This window comes from Shewanella sp. Isolate7 (assembly GCF_022398425.1).
Lineage (GTDB): Bacteria > Pseudomonadota > Gammaproteobacteria > Enterobacterales > Shewanellaceae > Shewanella.
In genome coordinates this window covers 56058-74130 of record NZ_JAKEVJ010000030.1, presented here as the reverse complement: position 1 = coordinate 74130, position 18073 = coordinate 56058, and the positions used below count along the sequence as shown (strand labels likewise).

16 protein-coding genes and 1 CRISPR repeat array are annotated in these 18073 nt (G+C 51.6%); of the genes, 14 read left to right on the top strand and 2 right to left on the bottom strand.

The window, feature by feature from the left end; all coding sequences use genetic code 11:
• The 3 genes from L1D47_RS09700 to L1D47_RS09690 all read left to right on the top strand — a co-directional run.
• Positions 1-241: integrase core domain-containing protein (locus L1D47_RS09700; RefSeq protein WP_239882331.1), on the top strand; the 241-nt coding region annotated here is incomplete at its 5' end.
• Between the two features lie 38 nt (positions 242-279).
• Positions 280-1162: direct repeats of the CRISPR family, unit length 29 nt; unit sequence GTGCTCCCCGTATCCACGGGGATAAACCG.
• 160 nt (positions 1163-1322) lie between these two features.
• Positions 1323-2189 carry a 23S rRNA pseudouridine(2605) synthase RluB gene (gene rluB, locus L1D47_RS09695; protein WP_041511006.1) on the top strand — a complete coding sequence of 289 codons (867 nt, stop codon included), beginning with the start codon at positions 1323-1325 and terminating at the stop codon, positions 2187-2189.
• Positions 2190-2526: 337 nt separating this feature from the next.
• A complete protein-coding gene (locus L1D47_RS09690) occupies positions 2527-3441 on the top strand; it encodes a sialidase family protein (protein ID WP_239884446.1) in 915 nt (304 codons plus the stop codon).
• Positions 3442-3625: 184 nt separating this feature from the next.
• Here L1D47_RS09690 and L1D47_RS09685 read toward each other — a convergent pair whose 3' ends face one another.
• Complete coding sequence (locus L1D47_RS09685; RefSeq protein ID WP_041511011.1) at positions 3626-3982, bottom strand: TraR/DksA C4-type zinc finger protein; 357 nt, start codon at positions 3980-3982, stop codon at positions 3626-3628.
• A gap of 210 nt (positions 3983-4192) precedes the next feature.
• Positions 4193-5122: a tRNA dihydrouridine(16) synthase DusC gene (dusC, locus tag L1D47_RS09680; protein WP_239884444.1), complete on the bottom strand. Its 930-nt coding sequence runs from the start codon at positions 5120-5122 to the stop codon at positions 4193-4195.
• A gap of 427 nt (positions 5123-5549) precedes the next feature.
• Between dusC and L1D47_RS09675 the strand changes: the two genes are divergently transcribed.
• The 11 genes from L1D47_RS09675 (at position 5550) to adk (ending at position 18012) form a co-directional block, all read left to right on the top strand.
• On the top strand, positions 5550-5993 hold the full coding sequence (locus L1D47_RS09675) for a hypothetical protein (protein ID WP_239884443.1): 444 nt from the start codon (positions 5550-5552) through the stop codon (positions 5991-5993).
• Positions 5994-6096: 103 nt separating this feature from the next.
• On the top strand, positions 6097-6933 hold the full coding sequence (locus L1D47_RS09670; RefSeq protein WP_239884442.1) for a DUF692 domain-containing protein: 837 nt from the start codon (positions 6097-6099) through the stop codon (positions 6931-6933).
• On the top strand, positions 6934-7677 hold the full coding sequence (locus L1D47_RS09665) for a putative DNA-binding domain-containing protein (RefSeq protein ID WP_239884441.1): 744 nt from the start codon (positions 6934-6936) through the stop codon (positions 7675-7677).
• Between the two features lie 306 nt (positions 7678-7983).
• Positions 7984-8352 carry a YbaN family protein gene (locus L1D47_RS09660; protein WP_041511016.1) on the top strand — a complete coding sequence of 123 codons (369 nt, stop codon included), beginning with the start codon at positions 7984-7986 and terminating at the stop codon, positions 8350-8352.
• Between the two features lie 159 nt (positions 8353-8511).
• Positions 8512-9066 (top strand): adenine phosphoribosyltransferase, encoded by a 555-nt coding sequence (gene apt, locus L1D47_RS09655; protein WP_239884436.1) that lies wholly within the window; start codon positions 8512-8514, stop codon positions 9064-9066.
• Between the two features lie 599 nt (positions 9067-9665).
• Positions 9666-12989: a DNA polymerase III subunit gamma/tau gene (gene dnaX / locus L1D47_RS09650; protein ID WP_239884435.1), complete on the top strand. Its 3324-nt coding sequence runs from the start codon at positions 9666-9668 to the stop codon at positions 12987-12989.
• A 197-nt stretch (positions 12990-13186) separates the two neighbouring features.
• Positions 13187-13516 carry a YbaB/EbfC family nucleoid-associated protein gene (locus L1D47_RS09645; RefSeq protein WP_239884433.1) on the top strand — a complete coding sequence of 110 codons (330 nt, stop codon included), beginning with the start codon at positions 13187-13189 and terminating at the stop codon, positions 13514-13516.
• Between the two features lie 2 nt (positions 13517-13518).
• Positions 13519-14118, top strand: coding sequence for a recombination mediator RecR (recR, locus tag L1D47_RS09640; protein ID WP_041511019.1), 600 nt, complete (start codon positions 13519-13521; stop codon positions 14116-14118).
• A gap of 155 nt (positions 14119-14273) precedes the next feature.
• A complete protein-coding gene (gene htpG, locus L1D47_RS09635) occupies positions 14274-16193 on the top strand; it encodes a molecular chaperone HtpG (protein WP_041511020.1) in 1920 nt (639 codons plus the stop codon).
• 138 nt (positions 16194-16331) lie between these two features.
• Positions 16332-17171, top strand: a complete 840-nt coding sequence (locus L1D47_RS09630) for a tetratricopeptide repeat protein (RefSeq protein ID WP_239884424.1) — start codon at positions 16332-16334, stop codon at positions 17169-17171.
• A gap of 196 nt (positions 17172-17367) precedes the next feature.
• Positions 17368-18012: an adenylate kinase gene (gene adk / locus L1D47_RS09625; RefSeq protein ID WP_041511022.1), complete on the top strand. Its 645-nt coding sequence runs from the start codon at positions 17368-17370 to the stop codon at positions 18010-18012.
• Positions 18013-18073: the final 61 nt, after the last annotated feature.

The following is an 18073-nucleotide window of genomic DNA, read 5'->3' as shown; positions in this document are numbered from 1 at the left end:
GAGTCGACGAGGAAACTGCTGGGACAACAGCCCGATGGAGCGCTTCTTTAGAAGCTTAAAAACAGAATGGATACCGATGACCGGCTATCGGGATATCGGTGAGGCTAAGAGTGAAATTTCGCGATATGTGACGGGGTATTACAGTCAGCTGAGACCACATCAATATAACGGTGGGCTGACACCCAATGAGTCAGAGCGAAGATACTGGCTTGAATACAAAACCGTGGCCAATTTTAGTTGACCACTACACTTGAAGCACTTTTTGACCAAATGGATTAAGTGCTCCCCGTATCCACGGGGATAAACCGGACGCATTACAGAATGCAGCTGTGGATATTACGTGCTCCCCGTATCCACGGGGATAAACCGTAAGCGCGGGGAGATTTTAGGATCTGCTTATAGTGCTCCCCGTATCCACGGGGATAAACCGCGCATTATACGTTGTGTAAGTTGATTTTATTTGTGCTCCCCGTATCCACGGGGATAAACCGTACGGCAATAACATCGACGATTTACCGCCCTGGTGCTCCCCGTATCCACGGGGATAAACCGTTCACCGGCGCCCAGCTAGAGCAAGTGGCCGGGTGCTCCCCGTATCCACGGGGATAAACCGTCCATTTAAGTCATTTTTCTTAGAATGATTTTGTGCTCCCCGTATCCACGGGGATAAACCGCGACTTTTTTACCAGCCAGGACACGCCGTCAGGTGCTCCCCGTATCCACGGGGATAAACCGGAAACTAATCCTAATGGCAATACAGACCCAGAGTGCTCCCCGTATCCACGGGGATAAACCGCTCATAATAGAGATTCCTTTGTGGATATTTAGGTGCTCCCCGTACCCACGGGGATAAACCGCTTTATATGTTCCGTCGGCTTGCTCACTCATCGTGCTCCCCGTACCCACGGGGATAAACCGCCCTGCCATTTTTAAGACGATTCGGACATCGTGTGCTCCCCGTACCCACGGGGATAAACCGGATATTAAGAGATTACCTTTGCGTAATAATTTGTGCTCCCCGTACCCACGGGGATAAACCGTAACATACATGGACATTACTTTGTCATGAGGGGTGCTCCCCGTATCCACGGGGATAAACCGCTGGGTGTAAACCTTGTTGTTACCTACCAGCAGTGCTCCCCGTATCCACGGGGATAAACCACTGAGATTTACCATTGTTATTTTGCTTGGTTGGAACTTAACACGTATAATTAGGCCAGTTTTGAAATTGTGTACATATTCATGTACATGAACACAGAATATGCAGGAATAAGATTATTTAATATCTTGTTTTTAAAGCGAATCCTTTACAGAGTCTACTAATGAGTGAAAAATTGCAGAAAGTCTTGGCCCGTGCAGGCCATGGCTCCCGTCGTGAGATGGAGGCATGGATTGCTGCAGGTCGAGTTAGTATAGACGGTGAAATTGCCAAACTTGGTGATCGTATCGAGGCTGATGCCAAGGTGCGTATCGATGGTCGTACGGTATCGATCAAGTCTGAGGATGACTTGGTTTGCCGTGTGATCGCCTATCACAAGCCTGAAGGGGAGATCTGCAGCCGCAAAGATCCCGAAGGGCGCCCGACGGTATTCGACCGTTTACCTAAGACCCGTGACTCACGCTGGGTTGCGGTGGGACGTCTGGATATCAACACCTCAGGCCTGTTGCTGTTTACCTCTGACGGTGAGCTGGCTAACCGCCTGATGCACCCGTCTCATGAGGTGGAGCGTGAATACGCTGTTCGTACCTTTGGTGAGGTGACCGACGCCTGTATTCAGCGTCTGCGCACCGGGGTGACCCTGGAAGATGGCCCGGCGCATTTCGATAAGATAAAGCCAGCCGGTGGCGAGGGCATGAACAAGTGGTGGCATGTGTCGCTGGCCGAAGGTCGTAATCGCGAGGTTCGCCGTCTGTGGGAATCTCAGGAAGTCCAGGTGAGCCGTCTGATTCGTATTCGCTACGGTATGATAGATCTGCCCAAGTCACTGCCTCGTGGCGGCTGGGTCGAGCTGCCGATAGAGCAGGTAAACTACCTGCGCAAGCTGGCCGGCCTAGATGAAGAAACCCGCACTCTGCTGGGCACGGATAAACACAGTGTAGCCCGCGCCAAGGTGAAGAGCGCTAAGATCCGCCGCGCCGTGCGTAAGCATAAGACTACAGCCGGTAAGACGCCGCGCCAGAGAAGCTAGGTTAAGCCCATTAGCCCATGTATCAAGAAAGCCTTACTCCTTTGAGAGTGAGGCTTTTTTTATGTCTGTATCATTTTTCTACTGCGTTATCGCTCATTGATGTAGTGCACTAGATTGCAATCGCTCTGCCTTGTATAAAAGCGATACAGAATGCAGTAAAAATGAACGCGAAAGATCAACCGGCCTTAGTCATGTTGGTAGTGGTGCTTGCGCAGATCCAGACCTTAGCCATTGGTTATAGACTGTTGCTAAACTGTGTCTTGGCATGAGTCACGCACCTTATTCGGCCATCATTTTAGTCGGCCATCATTAATGCAATCAATGTGCGGAGAAAAATATGAAACTGATCTCAGTAGCCAAGATTTGGGATGCTTCGCCCCACAACGCCTTTACGGATCTGGTGCGCTTTAAAAACAAGCTGTATTGCGTATTTCGTCAGGCCAGTGCCCATGTGTCGCCCGACGGTGCACTGAGGATCCTCAGATCCGATAACGAGGGGCAAGACTGGCAGAGTATCGCCCTTGTCGATGTCGACTTTGCCGATCTCAGAGACGGTAAGCTGGTGGCCGACAATGACAGATTACTGCTGTTTGGTGGCGGCGCTATGCATGAGGGGAAGGGCGAGGGCATGCGCTCCTATTGCTGGCAATCTCACGATGGTGAGCATTGGTCGGCTCCCAAGGCGCTGGTGAAAGAGAAAGAGTGGTTATGGCGCATCACGCCGCACAAGGGGCATTTGTATGGCATCGCCTATTTGTGTCATGAACATGATGGCTATGCGGCGCTATATAAAAGTGATGCAGACAGGGATTTTCAGCCCCTGGTGGAAAAGCTGAGTCAGGCGGGCTATGTGAATGAGTCAGGCCTAGTGTTCGATGAGCATGATAAGGCGATCTGCCTGCTGCGCCGGGACCCGCTTTGGCAGACCGATGAACGTGCATTACTGGGTGAGTCAGAGCCACCCTATACCCAGTGGCGTTGGCAAACGACAAATTGTCGTGTGGGGGGACCTGTTACTTTCCTCTATCAGAGTAAGCTCTATGGCGTAGTACGCCTGTATGACGACAGAGTGCGCACCTCTCTTGTGGCGATCGATCGGCAAACGGCTCAGATAGAGGAGCTACTGACTCTGCCCTCGGGTGGCGATATCAGCTATGCAGGTGTCGTGCTGAAAGATGATACATTAATGCTGAGCTATTACTCCTCCCACGAAGGTACTTGCGCTATTTATTTCGCAAAAATCGCCCTTTAATTTAAGGCCACTTCTCTCGTTTAGAGCCGACGAAAGGCGAGTGAAATGATGTTGTTTAGCCTTTCTATGTTCAGTCGAATTAAAGTGACGGATTACCGTGGGAGGTATTCTTGCTTCAGTCATTTTATTTGTATGACAATGCGGGCTACTTGATAAAATAGCCACCCGCTTGTTAGAGGTATGGCTAGTGGGTAAGCCTGAGCTCGTGCCTATGCTCGTGGGAGTAATCGGCGGCGCACTGGGTGCAGCGCTGCTCAAGCGGGTTGGCGTTGAGCCGCTCGGCTTCGATATCGGCCTCGCAGTCTGAACATAGGCCGTAGAGTCCAAGGTCGAGCTGGCATAGCGCTGCATCGAGTTGGGTTAGCTTGATAAATAGCGGTTCGTCGGCCAATTTGGCTGAGGTCATCTCGTCTATTAATGAGGTCAGCGAAAGCTGCTGGGTATCGAGCGTTATTTGATGTAATGCCAGCAGGGTACCTAACTCTTTCCTGAGATTCGCTTCAAGCACCGACAGTTCATGTCTGATATGGGATCTGCTCACAAATCATTGCCTAGTTGATATTCTTAGATAATCAGTCTAAACCGCTTGGGCGTCTTAGCTATGACTAAGATCAAAAGTCGGTGACTTTTATGGTGAATCTCATTTAGGGATGTAAAGATCAGACCAGTTAAGGCGAGACTGGGCTGGTTTTTTGTCGCGCCTTACGTTAGGGAGGGTTAGCAGACGCGACAGAAGGGCATAAGGTGAGTGTTAGCTGCTACGCAGCAGAGATAAGATACTCTGGGTATCTTTAAGTACACGCACCTGACGGAACAGGGCTTCGCCCTCCTCATAGTGACGGGCGATAAACCTGAGCCACTGTTTGATACGCGCCGGATAGTATTTCTCTTTCTCACTGACGATTTCAAACTCCGAATACTGCAGCAGTAGCGCCAAAACCTCAGCCCAAGGCATGGGGGCCTGCTGACCTTTAACCACGTGCGCCAGGTTAGGAATGGTCAGGGCGCCACGTCCTAGCATGACATCATCACAGCCGCTGGCCTCTCGGCATTTGAGGTAATCTTCTCTGCCCCAGATCTCACCATTGGCGATGATGGGCAGGGAGGTCACCGATTTGATCTGCGCTATGTATTCCCAGTGGGCCGGTGGCCGATAGGCCTCCTCTTTAGTGCGGGCATGTACCGTGAGTTCGGTGGCGCCGGCCGCTTCGATGGCCTGGGCGATCTCGGTGCAGCGGCTCTTGTCATCCCACCCCAGACGGATCTTGGCCGACACGGGTTTGTCCTTGGGCACCGCCTGTCTGACGGCTTGGGTTACCCGGTAGATGGTCTCTGGCTCCTTTAATAGTGCCGCGCCGCCTTTACTGCGATTAACCATAGGTGCCGGGCAGCCATAGTTAAGATCCACGCCGCGAGAACCTAGCTCGACGGCGCGAATGGCATTTTCGGCCATCCAGTTGGGTTCCTGTCCCAGCAGTTGCAGTCGTACCGGGGTGCCGGAGGCGGTTTTACATTGATATTTCAGTTCGGCGCAGAGTCGGTAGAAGACTTTTTCAGGCAGTAGCTGATCGACGACGCGAATAAATTCGCTGATCACCATGTCATAGCCGCCAACGCTGGTTAGCAGGGCTCGCATCGGGGCGTCGGCGACGCCTTCCATCGGGGCTAATATGACACGCATGATTATCGTTTTCTCATTAATTCAAGGCGCGGGGCCTAAATGGTGAACCTGTTGGCCATGACTTGCGTACTGCTATATGCCCGGCCAAATAAAAGGGCGCTTATTCTACGTCAAGCGTCTGGCAGATACAAAGCCTGTGTGAGGGTAAGAGAGGGCTTTATTCTGGGGCTTGGCAAATCTTGTGGGTTGGATGTGAGCATCTTTGGTCATAGATGATCGCCTTATCGGTTTTTAGTCGATATTGGCGTGAGATCAATCGATTATTGCCAACAGGGTGCTTGCGCTAACACATAATTTGGGTCATAAATGTGATGCCTGATAAGTTTTTTGAAATAAAAAGCTGGGGCGCCGGGTCATATTATCCGAGCCAGCAACGCACTGATGTTGGCAAACCATTGCATATAAGAGATCAACAAAGGAAGAGATTATGAAATTAGTTAAGAATACTGCTGTTGCTGTAGCGTTAGGCACTGTGTTTGTTGGTAGCGCGTTTGCGGCGCAGGCTCAAGCTAATCCATTTGGTTACAGTGAAATGCAAGCTGGTTACCAGATCGCCGATGGTGAAGGTAAGTGTGGCGAAGGCAAGTGTGGCGAGAACATGAAGAAGGGTGCCAAAGAGGGTAAATGTGGCGCGCAGCAGAAAGCCATGAAAGAAGGCAAGTGTGGCGAAGAGATGAAGAAAGGCGCCAAAGAAGGTAAGTGTGGTGAAGGTAAGTGCGGCGCTCAGATGAAGGCTCAGAAAGAGGGTAAGTGCGGCGAGAACATGAAGGCCAAAGAAGGTAAGTGTGGCGAGAACATGAAGGCCAAAGAGGGCAAGTGTGGCGAAGGAATGAAGAAAGGTAAAGAAGGCAAGTGTGGCAGCCATAAGTAATAGGCCTTAAGGCATTTGCCCATGTCGATTAGGCCAGTTTTTACTGGCCTAATTCTTTTTAGCCAGGGGCAAACGAGTCCATTTATTCACTAGAGGTAAGGTGATGATGACACAAGCAAAGGTGGGCCTGGGCCTGCGCCGCGAGATGCTCAATGAATTTTGCCAGTCGGTTCCAAGTGCCATAGATTTTTTCGAGGTGGCGCCTGAGAACTGGATGACACTTGGCGGTAAGTTTGGCCGTCAATTTAGGCAGTTGACAGAGAAGCACAAGTTTTTCTGCCACGGGCTGTCGCTTTCTATCGGTAGTCCGGAGCCCCTAGATACGCGTTTCGTTAAGCAGGTTAAAACCTTTCTCGACTATCATGGTATCGATATCTATTCGGAGCACCTAAGTTACTGCTCGGGCGAGGGCCATCTGTATGACTTGATGCCTATCCCCTTTACCCATGAGGCGGTGCGTCATGTTGCTAAGCGAATTGAGCAGGTGCAGGACATTCTTGAGCGCCCCTTCATCTTGGAAAATGTCTCTTTCTACGCCGCGCCCGGTAGCGAGATGAGTGAATGCGAGTTTGTCAATGCCGTGCTGGAAGAGGCGGATTGTCGACTGCTGCTGGATGTGAATAACATCTATGTTAATTCGATTAATCATCAATATGACGCCGAGGCTTTCCTGAAGGCCATGCCCAGTGAACGCATCGCCTACCTGCATATTGCCGGTCATTACGATGAGGCGGAGGATCTTAAGGTTGATACCCATGGCAGCGATGTTATCGATCCCGTCTGGCGCTTGTTAGCGCTTTGCTACCAGACCCACGGCGTGTTTCCAACCTTGCTCGAGCGTGATTTTAATATTCCCGCCACCGCAGAGTTGCTAAAAGAGATCAATAGGATACACGACTATCAGGCCCAGGCATTGCAGCCTAGTCACCGGAGTGCCTAAATGAGTTTTACCCAAGTTCAACAGTCGTTCATCGATTACATTAAAGATCCCTCATCGCCCCTGCCGCAGGGGACAGATGCCAGACGCATGGGGATCTATCGCGAGCTGTTTTTTAACAATGTGAAGGGCTTTGTCGCCAGCGGTTTTCCCGTGCTCTGCTCCCTGTATGAGGAAGAGATCTGGCAGGCACTCGTTCAGCGTTTTTTTGCCACACACGACTGCCAGACGCCGATTTTCATCGAAATTGCCCAGGAGTTTTTGCTGTTCTTGCAAAACGAATATCAGATGAACGAGCAAGACCCGGCCTTCATGCTCGAGCTGGCTCACTACGAATGGTTGGAGCTGGTGGTTGCCACGGCACCCGATGATAGACAATCCCAACGCCTGGATGCACAAAGCATAGAAGCGCGTCCGCTGGCGTTAAGCCTGGCCGCCCGTGTGGCGCAATATCATTTTGAGGTGCAGCGCATCAGCCCAGACTATCGACCCGAGGTGCCCATTGAGCAGCCGAACTTTTTCTGCCTCTATCGGGATAGCAGTGATGAAGTGTGTTTCTTGCAGCTTAATCCGCTTGCCGCTCAGGTACTTGCCTACATAGGTCAACAAGATGGTGTCGGCTTTACGGCCTTGTGTGATTGGTTAACTCAGCTCTACCAGCAGATGCCCAGACAGCAGATTGTGGAAGGCTGTAGGCAGCTGCTAGCGGATATGGCCGAGCGGGGGATAGTGGTCGCCGCGAGATAAAATTTGTCCAAATTAGTCCTTTCTATCGTGCTGGCTTGTCTCTATAATGGCGGCGAAAATTGATCTAGATCAATAAAAGTTGTCAATCATGAGTGAGGAAAGTATGAGTCAGCCGTTTAAAGACCCGTTTAATTTTGTTTATTTTCTTGGTTTCTTGCTGGTAATGATGTTGCCTACGCTGCCAGCTACCCTGTCATGGTTGAAACACCTAAACCTGATCTCTTAAGCATCTAGCCTAAAGAGCGAACTCAGGTATACTAACCACTCATTTATCATTTATGAGTGGTTTTTTTATGCGAGGAATTCATGGTCATCAAGCGGGGCTTCTATTTACTCATAGGCCTTAGCAGTCTGTTTTTGGGCCTGCTAGGCATCGCCGTTCCGCTTTTGCCGACCGTGCCTTTTATCTTGCTAGCGGCCTTCTGTTTTGCCCGCTCGAGCGAACGTCTCCATGGCTGGCTGATGACCCACCCCTGGTTTGCCGATGCGCTGCAGAACTGGCACAACGAGCGCGCCATTCGCCGTGGTTTGAAGCGCAAGGCCTATATCGCCACCTGTCTCAGCTTCAGCGTGAGCATTGTTTTGGTACCGCTGCTGTGGGTGAAGTTGATGCTGCTGGGTATGCTGACAGGCTTGCTGCTTTACCTTAGGCAAATTCCCGAATTAGATGACTGATTGTGAACTTAGGTTGTGAACCTTGGCGGTGAGTTTGGTTAAGCTTTGTGACATTCGCTGTTGCAACCCATACCAAAGGAGCTTAAGCTTTAGCCGAAAATTCTAGTCAAAACTGGCCCTATGGCCAGTTTGTCCTTTTTAAGGGCTCAAACGAAAAAGATGGTAGTAATGAATACAGACAAGTTAGCCTTGATCAAGCAGAGCATTAAGACAATTCCAGATTATCCGAAACCAGGGATCATGTTTCGCGATGTAACCAGTTTAATGGAAGACCCAGCGGCCTATCAGGCGACGATTGCCCTGTTTGTTGAGCGCTATAAAGATCTTGGTGTGACCAAAGTGGTGGGCACCGAGGCACGTGGTTTCCTTTTCGGTGCGCCTCTGGCGTTAGAGCTTGGCGTCGGTTTCGTGCCTGTGCGTAAGCCGGGTAAACTGCCGCGTGAAACTATCTCTGAGAGTTATGAGCTGGAATATGGCCATGACATGCTGGAGATCCATACCGATGCCATTAAGGCCGGTGATAAGGTATTAGTTGTCGATGATCTGCTTGCCACAGGCGGCACAATCGAGGCCACCGTTAAGCTTATCCGTCAGCTCGGCGGCGAGGTTGAGCATGCGGCGTTTGTGATCACTCTGCCAGAGCTTGGCGGCGAGCATCGTCTTGCCGAGATGGGCCTCTCATTGATGACACTATGTGAGTTCGAAGGCGAGTAATAAGGCGAATAATATCGCCTGACTCGGTGAGCATAGGTCTCGATGAGCGATGCTCACTCTATAAATGCCGTGGCAATGCCGCGGCATTTTGCTATCTGGGCTTAGCTGTTGCGATTGAAGCTGACATGCGATCTCAACCGCTCGGCTTAAAACGTGATGAATAGAGGCACAGAGAAAGGCCAAATATCGGCGACTGGAGCCGGCTAAAAATTGTGCCGTATTTTCCTAAAATGCGGGTTTAGTGGGCTGGGTAATCGGCCTAATTTAGTCGCCTAAAGGCCTGGATAGGTTAAACATGCTGCAAGCTGTCGGGGCAAAGATAAATTAAGGCTCGCTAAGCGCTTAGCTTGCTAGCGAGATAGCCGCCGGCATGTTATTGTTTGCTGATTCATGAAGTGTGCTTCGTAATTGTTATACCAATCACAGTAAGTAAGTGATCAGAAGTAGCGCAGTAAAAACGCTCGAGAACAAAGCAGGATTTTTAGATAAGTAGTTATTCTACAATTAAAAATACTAATACAGTTATCGAGCGTTTTAACAAGCTAGCATGATCAATTATTTATTACGATTGGTGTTAGATACCTACCTTGGGGAGTTCCATGTCATATCAGGTGTTAGCCAGAAAATGGCGCCCTGCAACATTTGAGCAAGTCGTCGGTCAGTCACATGTGCTACATGCCCTAACCAATGCCTTATCGCAAAATCGCCTACACCATGCTTACCTGTTTACCGGTACCCGAGGGGTAGGTAAGACGAGTCTGGCCCGCCTATTTGCCAAGGGACTGAACTGTGAGCAAGGCGTGACGGCTTCGCCCTGTGGCCAATGTGCCAGCTGTGTCGAGATCGCCCAGGGCCGTTTTGTGGATCTTATCGAGGTGGATGCGGCGTCGCGAACTAAGGTCGATGACACCCGTGAGCTGCTGGACAATGTTCAGTACCGCCCGACACGCGGCCGCTTCAAGGTGTATCTGATCGATGAAGTGCACATGCTTTCCCGTAGTAGCTTCAATGCCCTGCTAAAGACCCTGGAAGAGCCGCCGGAGCATGTTAAATTCCTGCTAGCGACCACAGATCCCCAGCGTCTGCCGGTAACTGTACTCTCGCGCTGTCTGCAATTTAACCTTAAGAGCCTGACCCTCGATGAGATCTGTGTGCAGCTTGGCCATATCCTGGCTCAGGAGCAGGTGGGTTATGACGATGGTGCGGTGAAACTGCTTGCCAAGGCGGCTAATGGCAGTATGCGTGATGCCTTGAGCTTAACGGATCAGGCGATTGCCTTCGGGGCCGGCCAAGTGAGGCTTGCCCAGGTTCAGACCATGCTGGGCACTATAGATGAGCACTATGTGATCGTCTTGCTTAAGGCCCTGTGCGATGGTGATGTCGACAAGTTGCTGACGGTCACCGGGGAGGTGCTATCCTTCGGCGCCGATCCCCATGAGGTGCTGCGCAGCCTGCTCGAATTACTGCATCAGATCACTTTGACCCAATTTGCGCCGAGCGCCGCTCAGCTATCTCAATATGCAGAGCAGATAAAAGCCTTTGCCAAACAGCTGAGATCCGAGCAGGTACAGCTCTACTATCAATTATTGCTAAATGGTCGCCAGGACTTGCCCCATGCGCCAGATCCTAAATCCGGTCTCGAGATGGCTCTGTTGCGCGCCGTGGCATTTGTGCCCGAGGCGCCCGTGCAGCGCTGGATGGGTGAGGCCGGTAGTGAGATCGTGTTACCCGAGCTGAGCAAGCTCGAAGAGGTCTCACCGACTTCTGTGAAGCCTGTTGCACCAGCATCAGAAGCAGAGTCAAAGTTAGCGCCAGTATTAGAGGCTGTGTCGGAGGCTACTTCAAAGCCTGCGCCTCAGGCCGAACCTGCGATAGAGAATTTACAAGAGGCTGAAAAAGCATCTCAAGTCGAAGCTGAAGCAGAAGCAAGTGCAACAGAAGCCAATGCAGCAGAAAAGGCAAGTCAGAATGAGAAGGTAATAGCCGAGGCTAGCGTTTCGGATGATAACGCGGACGACGATGAGTCTGCATCAGATCTGTTCGCCGAGCAGCAGCTTATCCTGAGCCAGGCCGAGAGCCAAGGCCATAATCAAGGTCATAGTCAAAATCAAGGTCAGAACCCAGCGCCTAGCTCGCAGAAAACTAGACCAGAGTCTAGCCAGCCAGAGTCTAGTCAGCCAGAGACAAGCCTGGAAAATAAATGCCCAGAAGATAAAAGCCCAGAAGATAAAGGCCTGGAAGATAGAGGCCTAGAAAATAAAGGCTTGGAAAGTCAAAGCCCTGTCAGCGAGGCTCTAGTAGAACCTCAAGCGGCTGCGTCTCAAGTTGACGTGCCGTTGAGTGCCATGACAGCACCAAGCGATGAAGTGACTCAGCCTGGTGAGATAGAAACGCCGGCAGAGAGTGTCGAGCAAGCCGCTTCATCAGCCGAGCAACTCGGCTCAGCGGCAGAGGAGAGCGGCAGTTTTTACGATGACCTCTATTTCAGTGCTGATGAAGATGAGTCTGGCGATCCCAGCGATTATGAAGCCTACCTTGCCTATCAGCAGGGCCAGGATAGTCAGGCCTCTGGCGAAAGGTCAGCCCAAGAGGCGTCGACGCCTGCTGACAACACAACTCAGGTTAACAGTACCATTCAGGCTAATGGCACCGCTCAGGCTAGCAGCGCTCCGGTAAATGAAAATGCACCCGTTGGCGGTGTGTCATCCGATGCGGCATCAGCTGATGAAGAAACGACGCCCAAGCTGTTAGAAGATGATCTGCTCGACGCGGTTTTGAACGCGCGTCAGAACCTCCTTAGCGATCTTAAGCAAGATGCGGCTAAGGAGGACGCAGCTAAGGAGAGCGCATCAAAAAAGCCCCTAGTCGGGGTTAAGACTCCTGGTGCTAATCAGGACCAATCTGGCAGTGATGAGCAAGCGGGCGAAAGCCAGCTTGGCGCTCAGCCCTACGTGCCGCCAAAACGCCCGAGTCAAACAGCCTTGAGCGAAGAAACAGCCCTGAGCGATAAATCAGCCTTGAGCGAAGAAACAGCCTTGAGCGGCGATGAAGATGTAAGCGCTCAAACTAACGAGACAGAGCCAGCATCCCAGAGTGCCACTGATACGCAAAATAGCCAGGCAACTGAAAACAGCGTGGCCTATCTTAACGACGAAGACAGGCCGCCTTGGGTATCGCCTGAGACAAGCAACCAAGAGATGGTCGCCCCGGGCGATGAAGCACCTCATCAAGTTAAGTCAAATCATGCACCTGTGCAGGATGTTGCAGGGCATGCCAGCGTGCAGGAAAGCTCCCCTGTTGATGAGCATGCTTCCCGTGAGCAAGCTATTGAAAGTCAAGGCCTAGGTGAAAGTGCCGCGACTGATAATCCAAGTACTGTGCAAGGCGCAGAGCACGTAGTAGCGCCCGTCGGCCAAGTGGCGCAAGCGGCTCAAATGGCGTTAGTGACAGATGAGATCACCGGCCATGATACGGATCTTAAATGGTATCGTTTGATGTCGGCCCTGGAGATAGGCGGCCGGGTAAGGCAGCTGGCGGTCAATGCCGTGTGTAAGGCCTTTAGTGAACCGCTGCCTCTGGTGCTCAAACCCAATCAGAAACATCTGGCGGCACCTGGCGCCATTAGTCAGCTGGAAGATGCGCTGTCAAAGGCGCTGGGCGGCAGTTGCCAGGTTGAGTTTAGCGTCGGGGTCGAGCCTGAGCGTGAGACACCGCTGGAGATCCGTCAGCGTTTTCATCGTGAGTTGCTTGAGCAGGCTCATCAGGGGTTACTGCAGGATGAAAACATTCGGTGGTTGACCCAGATGATGCAGGCCGAGATGGCGCCAGATAGTTTAACTTATCTGCCCGAACTACTGGGTAAGCGGGGTCAAACGATAGCGCTGATTGATAAGTCGAACTTTGTGACGGCCGACGAGTCATAACTAACGCATGTAAATAACGCATGAGTATCTAACGCATGTATAACTCGTGCAAGTCATGACTAGTGCGAGTCGTCAGTGTGAGCCGCTGGAAAGGCTAGTGGTGTCATAAGTTTTAGGATTGGTGATCAGCTTTGATTGCTTATTGGTGCTAATTCAGTAAGATTAGCCAGTTTTTTTAATATTGAAGAGAACTCGATATGTTTGGAAAAGGCGGTATGGGCAACCTGATGAAACAGGCCCAGATGATGCAAGACAAGATGGCTAAGGTGCAAGAAGAGATCGCACGCATGGAAGTGACCGGTGAAGCCGGCGCTGGTCTTGTTAAAGTCACTATGACAGGCTCTCACAGTGTACGTAAGGTCGAGCTCGACCCAAGCCTGCTAGAAGATGACAAAGAGATGCTTGAAGATCTGATCGCGGCAGCTTGCAACGATGCGGCGCGTCGTGTCGAAGAGAGTCAGAAAGAGAAGATGGCAGAAGTCACAGGCGGCATGCAGTTGCCACCTGGCATGAAGATGCCTTTCTAAAGATGAAATTTAGTCCCCTGGTCGACGAGTTGATCCAGTCGCTACGCTGCCTGCCCGGGGTTGGCCCCAAGTCGGCGCAGCGCATGGCGTTTCAACTGCTAGAGCGCGACCGTAAGGCGGGTCATAAGCTGGCCCAGGCGCTGTCGAGCGCCATGAGTGATGTAGGGCACTGCAGCAGCTGTCGTACCTTCACCGAAGAGAGTCTGTGTCCTATCTGCGCCAGTAGTCGTCGTGGTAACTCAGATTTGATCTGTGTGGTCGAGACGCCCGCCGATGTGTTGGCGATCGAAGCCGGTGGTCATTTCTCGGGGCGTTATTTTGTGCTCTTAGGGCATCTGTCACCGCTCGATGGTGTGGGGCCGGACGAGCTGGGTTTGAGTCTGCTCGAGACCCACCTGGCCAGTGGCGAGGTAAGCGAACTTATCCTGGCCACCAACCCGACGGTGGAAGGGGACGCCACGGCGCACTTTATCGCTGATATGGCGAAACAGCATGAGATCAAGGTGAGCCGTATCGCGCACGGTGTGCCGGTGGGCGGCGAGCTCGAATATGTCGACAGCACCACGCTGGCGCTTTCCTTTAATGGACGCATTCCGTTATAAGGGCGCATTAAGCTCATCGATAAAATCCAGTTCATCATGAACTGGATTTTTTTTGAGCAAATAAACGCCTTTGCTTGTTTTTGGCTTGAAAAGTCAAAATCCAGCCCCATCTCTATTGCCATAAGCGTTTTTGTGAAATAGAGAAGGAAACATCCATGTCACATCAAGAAACCCATGGCTTTCAAACAGAAGTCAAACAACTACTCAATTTGATGATCCACTCTTTATATTCCAATAAAGAGATTTTCTTGCGTGAATTGGTCTCTAACGCCGCCGATGCGGCCGATAAACTTCGCTACGAAGCTCTGACAAAAGATGAGCTTTATGAAGGCGATGGTGAGCTGCGCGTGCGTGTCAGTGCCGATAGCGAGAAGGGCACTGTGACCATCGAAGATAATGGTATCGGTATGACACGCGATGGCGTGATTGAACACCTGGGTACCATTGCCAAATCGGGCACCGCGGAATTTTTTAAGAATCTATCGGGTGATGAGTCTAAAGACTCACAGCTGATCGGTCAGTTTGGTGTGGGCTTCTACTCGGCCTTCATCGTCGCCGACAAGGTCACGGTGCGCACGCGCGCCGCCGGTCACGCGGCCGATGAGGCGGTGCAGTGGGAATCGGCCGGTGAAGGCGAGTTCACCGTCGAAAATATCGTCAAAGAGAGTCGCGGTACAGAGATCATCCTACACCTTCGTGAAGAAGAGAAAGAGTTTGCCAGCGATTATCGTCTGCGCTCTATCATCACCAAATACTCAGATCATATCTCGGTACCGGTAGAGATGTGGCAAGAAGGCACGCCAGCCCAGGAAGCGAGTGAGGAGGGCGGTGAAGCCATTCCAGCGACCGAAGGTCACTGGCAGGCGATGAACAAGGCTACCGCGCTGTGGACCCGCAACAAGAGCGATGTCAGCGACGAAGAGTACCAAGAGTTCTATAAGCATATCTCCCATGACTTTACCGACCCGCTACTGTGGAGCCACAACCGTGTCGAGGGTAAGCAGGAGTACACCAGCCTGCTGTACATACCATCGAAGGCACCTTGGGATCTGTGGAACCGTGACCGTAAACATGGCCTCAAGCTCTTCGTTCAGCGTGTATTCGTGATGGATGACGCCGAGCAGTTTATGCCAAGCTACCTGCGTTTCGTGCAGGGTCTTATCGACTCTAACGATCTACCGCTAAACGTGTCGCGTGAGATCTTGCAAGACAACAAGATCACCACGGCGCTGCGCACAGCTGTGACCAAGCGCGTACTGGGCATGCTAGAGAAACTGGCTAAGAACGATCCCGAGAAGTATCAAACCTTCTGGGCCGAGTTTGGTCAGGTATTGAAAGAAGGTCCGGCGGAAGATTTCGCCAACAAGGAGAAGATCGCCGGTCTGCTGCGTTTTGCCTCGACTCACACCAATGAAGCGGCTCATACCGTATCATTGAGCGACTATGTTGAGCGCATGAAGGAAGGTCAGAGCAAGATCTACTACATCGTTGCCGATAGCCATGAGGCGGCGGCTAATAGCCCGCATCTCGAGTTGCTGCGTAAGAAAGGCATCGAGGTGCTCTTGATGTCAGAGCGTATCGACGAATGGTTGATCAACCATCTCACCGAGTTTGACGGCAAGCAGCTGCACTCAGTGACCCGTGGTGACCTGGAACTTGGCGAGCTGGAAGACGCCGCCGAGAAAGAGGCGCAGGAGAAGCTGGAGACTGAATCTGAAGGTTTAGTCAAGCGCGTTAAAGAGGTACTGGGTGATAAGGTGGCCGAGGTTAAGGTGACCAGTCGTCTCACCGATACCCCAGCCTGTGTGGTCGCTGGCGCCGGCGAAATGTCGTCGCAGATGATTAAATTGATGCAAGCCGCCGGTCAGGCCGTACCAGAAAGCAAGCCAGTGTTTGAGCTCAACCCCGAGCATCCACTGGTGAAGCGTCTGGATAGCGAGCAAGATGAAGCGCTATTTGGTCAGTGGGCCGAGCTCTTGCTGCAGCAGGCACAACTGTCTGAGAAAGGCAGCCTGGCCGACCCGTCTGCCTTCATCAAACTGATGAACAAGATGTTGTTAGCCAGCTTAAAATAAATCTAAGCTAGAGTAAGTAAGAGGCAGTTTGACTGCCTCTTATGTTATCTACTTATCGCTAACTCACGAAATGAGGCATGCGCTCTCAGATAAAGAGACACTCTTAAAGTAAAGAGCACTCTCAGGTAAAGAGACATTATGGATTCGGTATTGGATTTAACTAAAGAAAACATTCAGCAGGTGGTCGACGCCTCCATGCAGCAGGTGGTTGTCATGGCCTTCTGGAGCCAGCAGAGCCCAGAGAGCCAGCAGCTGATGCAGACGCTGACCCAGATCGCGGCGCAGGGGCGTTTCGTATTGGCCAAGGTCAACTGCGATCAGGAGATGGAGATAGCCAACTATTTTCAGATCCAGAGCCTGCCGACCACTCTGGTATTAAAAGAGGGCAAACCGGTCGATGGCTTTGCCGGCCTGCAGGAGGCGGCGCAGATCGAGGCGTTACTCGACCAGCATCTGCCCAAGGCTTGGCAAGTCGCCCTCAATCAAGCCAAGGTACAACTTGCTCAGGGCGATGCCGAAGGGGCACTGCCACTGTTAAAACAAGCCTATCAGGAGTGTCAGACGGCAGAAGTCTCTTTGGTGTATGCCGATGCGCTGCTCGCCGTTGCCGACATCAATCAGGCCAAGGTGCTGCTTGACGCTATAGGTCTCGCCGACCAAGACGCCTACTATCAGAGCCTCAAGGCGAAGCTTTCGCTGGCGTTGGACGCCGCCGATACGCCCGAGATCAGAGGCCTGCTGGAAGAGGTTGAACAAAATCCCAGCGATTATCCCAAGCTCTTGTCACTTGCCAAGGCGCTACATAGTGCCAAACGTGACGAGGAGGCGCTCGAGCGACTCTATCTGGTATTAAAGACAGATCTGCAGGCTCACCAGGGGGAGATTAAGCAGCTTTTCATGGAGATCCTTACCGCACTGGGTCAGGGGCATGCCGTGGCCAATCAATATCGCCGCAAATTATACACCTTGCTCTACTAAGGCATCTCTGCATCGGGCCAGTATGTTAGTGATATATGCTGGGCTATATGCTTTATAAGGTGGTATGTGTGGTATCAGCCTAAAGTCGAATTAAAACTGGCCATACAGCCCTTCAAATGGACGGCCATTTGTGCGAAGATCGCCGCCCAATGATAAAACTAATAATCAAATCTATGCGAAATAAGAGGACTCTCAGATGCGCATTATGCTATTAGGTGCCCCAGGTGCCGGTAAAGGTACTCAAGCCCAATTCATCATGGAAAAATACGGCGTGCCACAAATTTCTACGGGCGATATGCTCCGTGCAGCCGTTAAAGCGGGAACGCCTCTGGGTCTCGAAGCGAAGAAAGTGATGGATGCAGGACAGTTGGTTTCTGATGAGCTGATTATTGGACTGGTTAAAGAGCGTATCGCCCAGGACGATTGCGCCAAGGGTTTCCTGCTTGACGGGTTCCCTCGCACCATTCCTCAGGCCGATGCGATGGCGGCTAGCGGCATCGATATCGATCACGTGATTGAAATTGACGTGCCAGACGAAGAGATCGTTAAGCGTATGAGTGGTCGTCGTGTTCACCCAGGTTCTGGTCGTGTTTATCACATCGTTTATAACCCACCTAAAGTGGAAGGCAAAGATGATGTGACTGGCGAAGAGCTGGCGATTCGTCCCGATGACGAAGAGAGCACTGTGCGTAAGCGCCTTGGCATCTACCATGAGCAGACTAAGCCACTGGTTGAGTATTATGGTAAGGTTGCCGAGCAAGGCAAACTGACCTACAACAAGTTCGACGGCACTCAGAGTGTTGGCGACGTGAGCGAGGCTATCGTTAAGGCGATTGGCTAAGCCAGCTCCTTTAATGAGCTGCTTCTCATATTTGAAAAAGCCCACCTAGGTGGGCTTTTTT

Coding starts and splice junctions, on each gene's coding strand:
- L1D47_RS09670 (WP_239884442.1), top strand. CDS start 6,097: ATGATGACACAAGCAAAGGTGGGCCTGGGCCTGCGCCGCGAGATGCTC.
- L1D47_RS09675 (WP_239884443.1), top strand. CDS start 5,550: ATGAAATTAGTTAAGAATACTGCTGTTGCTGTAGCGTTAGGCACTGTG.
- rluB (WP_041511006.1), top strand. CDS start 1,323: ATGAGTGAAAAATTGCAGAAAGTCTTGGCCCGTGCAGGCCATGGCTCC.
- L1D47_RS09690 (WP_239884446.1), top strand. CDS start 2,527: ATGAAACTGATCTCAGTAGCCAAGATTTGGGATGCTTCGCCCCACAAC.
- L1D47_RS09630 (WP_239884424.1), top strand. CDS start 16,332: ATGGATTCGGTATTGGATTTAACTAAAGAAAACATTCAGCAGGTGGTC.
- L1D47_RS09660 (WP_041511016.1), top strand. CDS start 7,984: ATGGTCATCAAGCGGGGCTTCTATTTACTCATAGGCCTTAGCAGTCTG.
- htpG (WP_041511020.1), top strand. CDS start 14,274: ATGTCACATCAAGAAACCCATGGCTTTCAAACAGAAGTCAAACAACTA.
- adk (WP_041511022.1), top strand. CDS start 17,368: ATGCGCATTATGCTATTAGGTGCCCCAGGTGCCGGTAAAGGTACTCAA.
- dnaX (WP_239884435.1), top strand. CDS start 9,666: ATGTCATATCAGGTGTTAGCCAGAAAATGGCGCCCTGCAACATTTGAG.
- dusC (WP_239884444.1), bottom strand. CDS start 5,122: ATGCGTGTCATATTAGCCCCGATGGAAGGCGTCGCCGACGCCCCGATG.
- recR (WP_041511019.1), top strand. CDS start 13,519: ATGAAATTTAGTCCCCTGGTCGACGAGTTGATCCAGTCGCTACGCTGC.
- L1D47_RS09645 (WP_239884433.1), top strand. CDS start 13,187: ATGTTTGGAAAAGGCGGTATGGGCAACCTGATGAAACAGGCCCAGATG.
- apt (WP_239884436.1), top strand. CDS start 8,512: ATGGTAGTAATGAATACAGACAAGTTAGCCTTGATCAAGCAGAGCATT.
- L1D47_RS09665 (WP_239884441.1), top strand. CDS start 6,934: ATGAGTTTTACCCAAGTTCAACAGTCGTTCATCGATTACATTAAAGAT.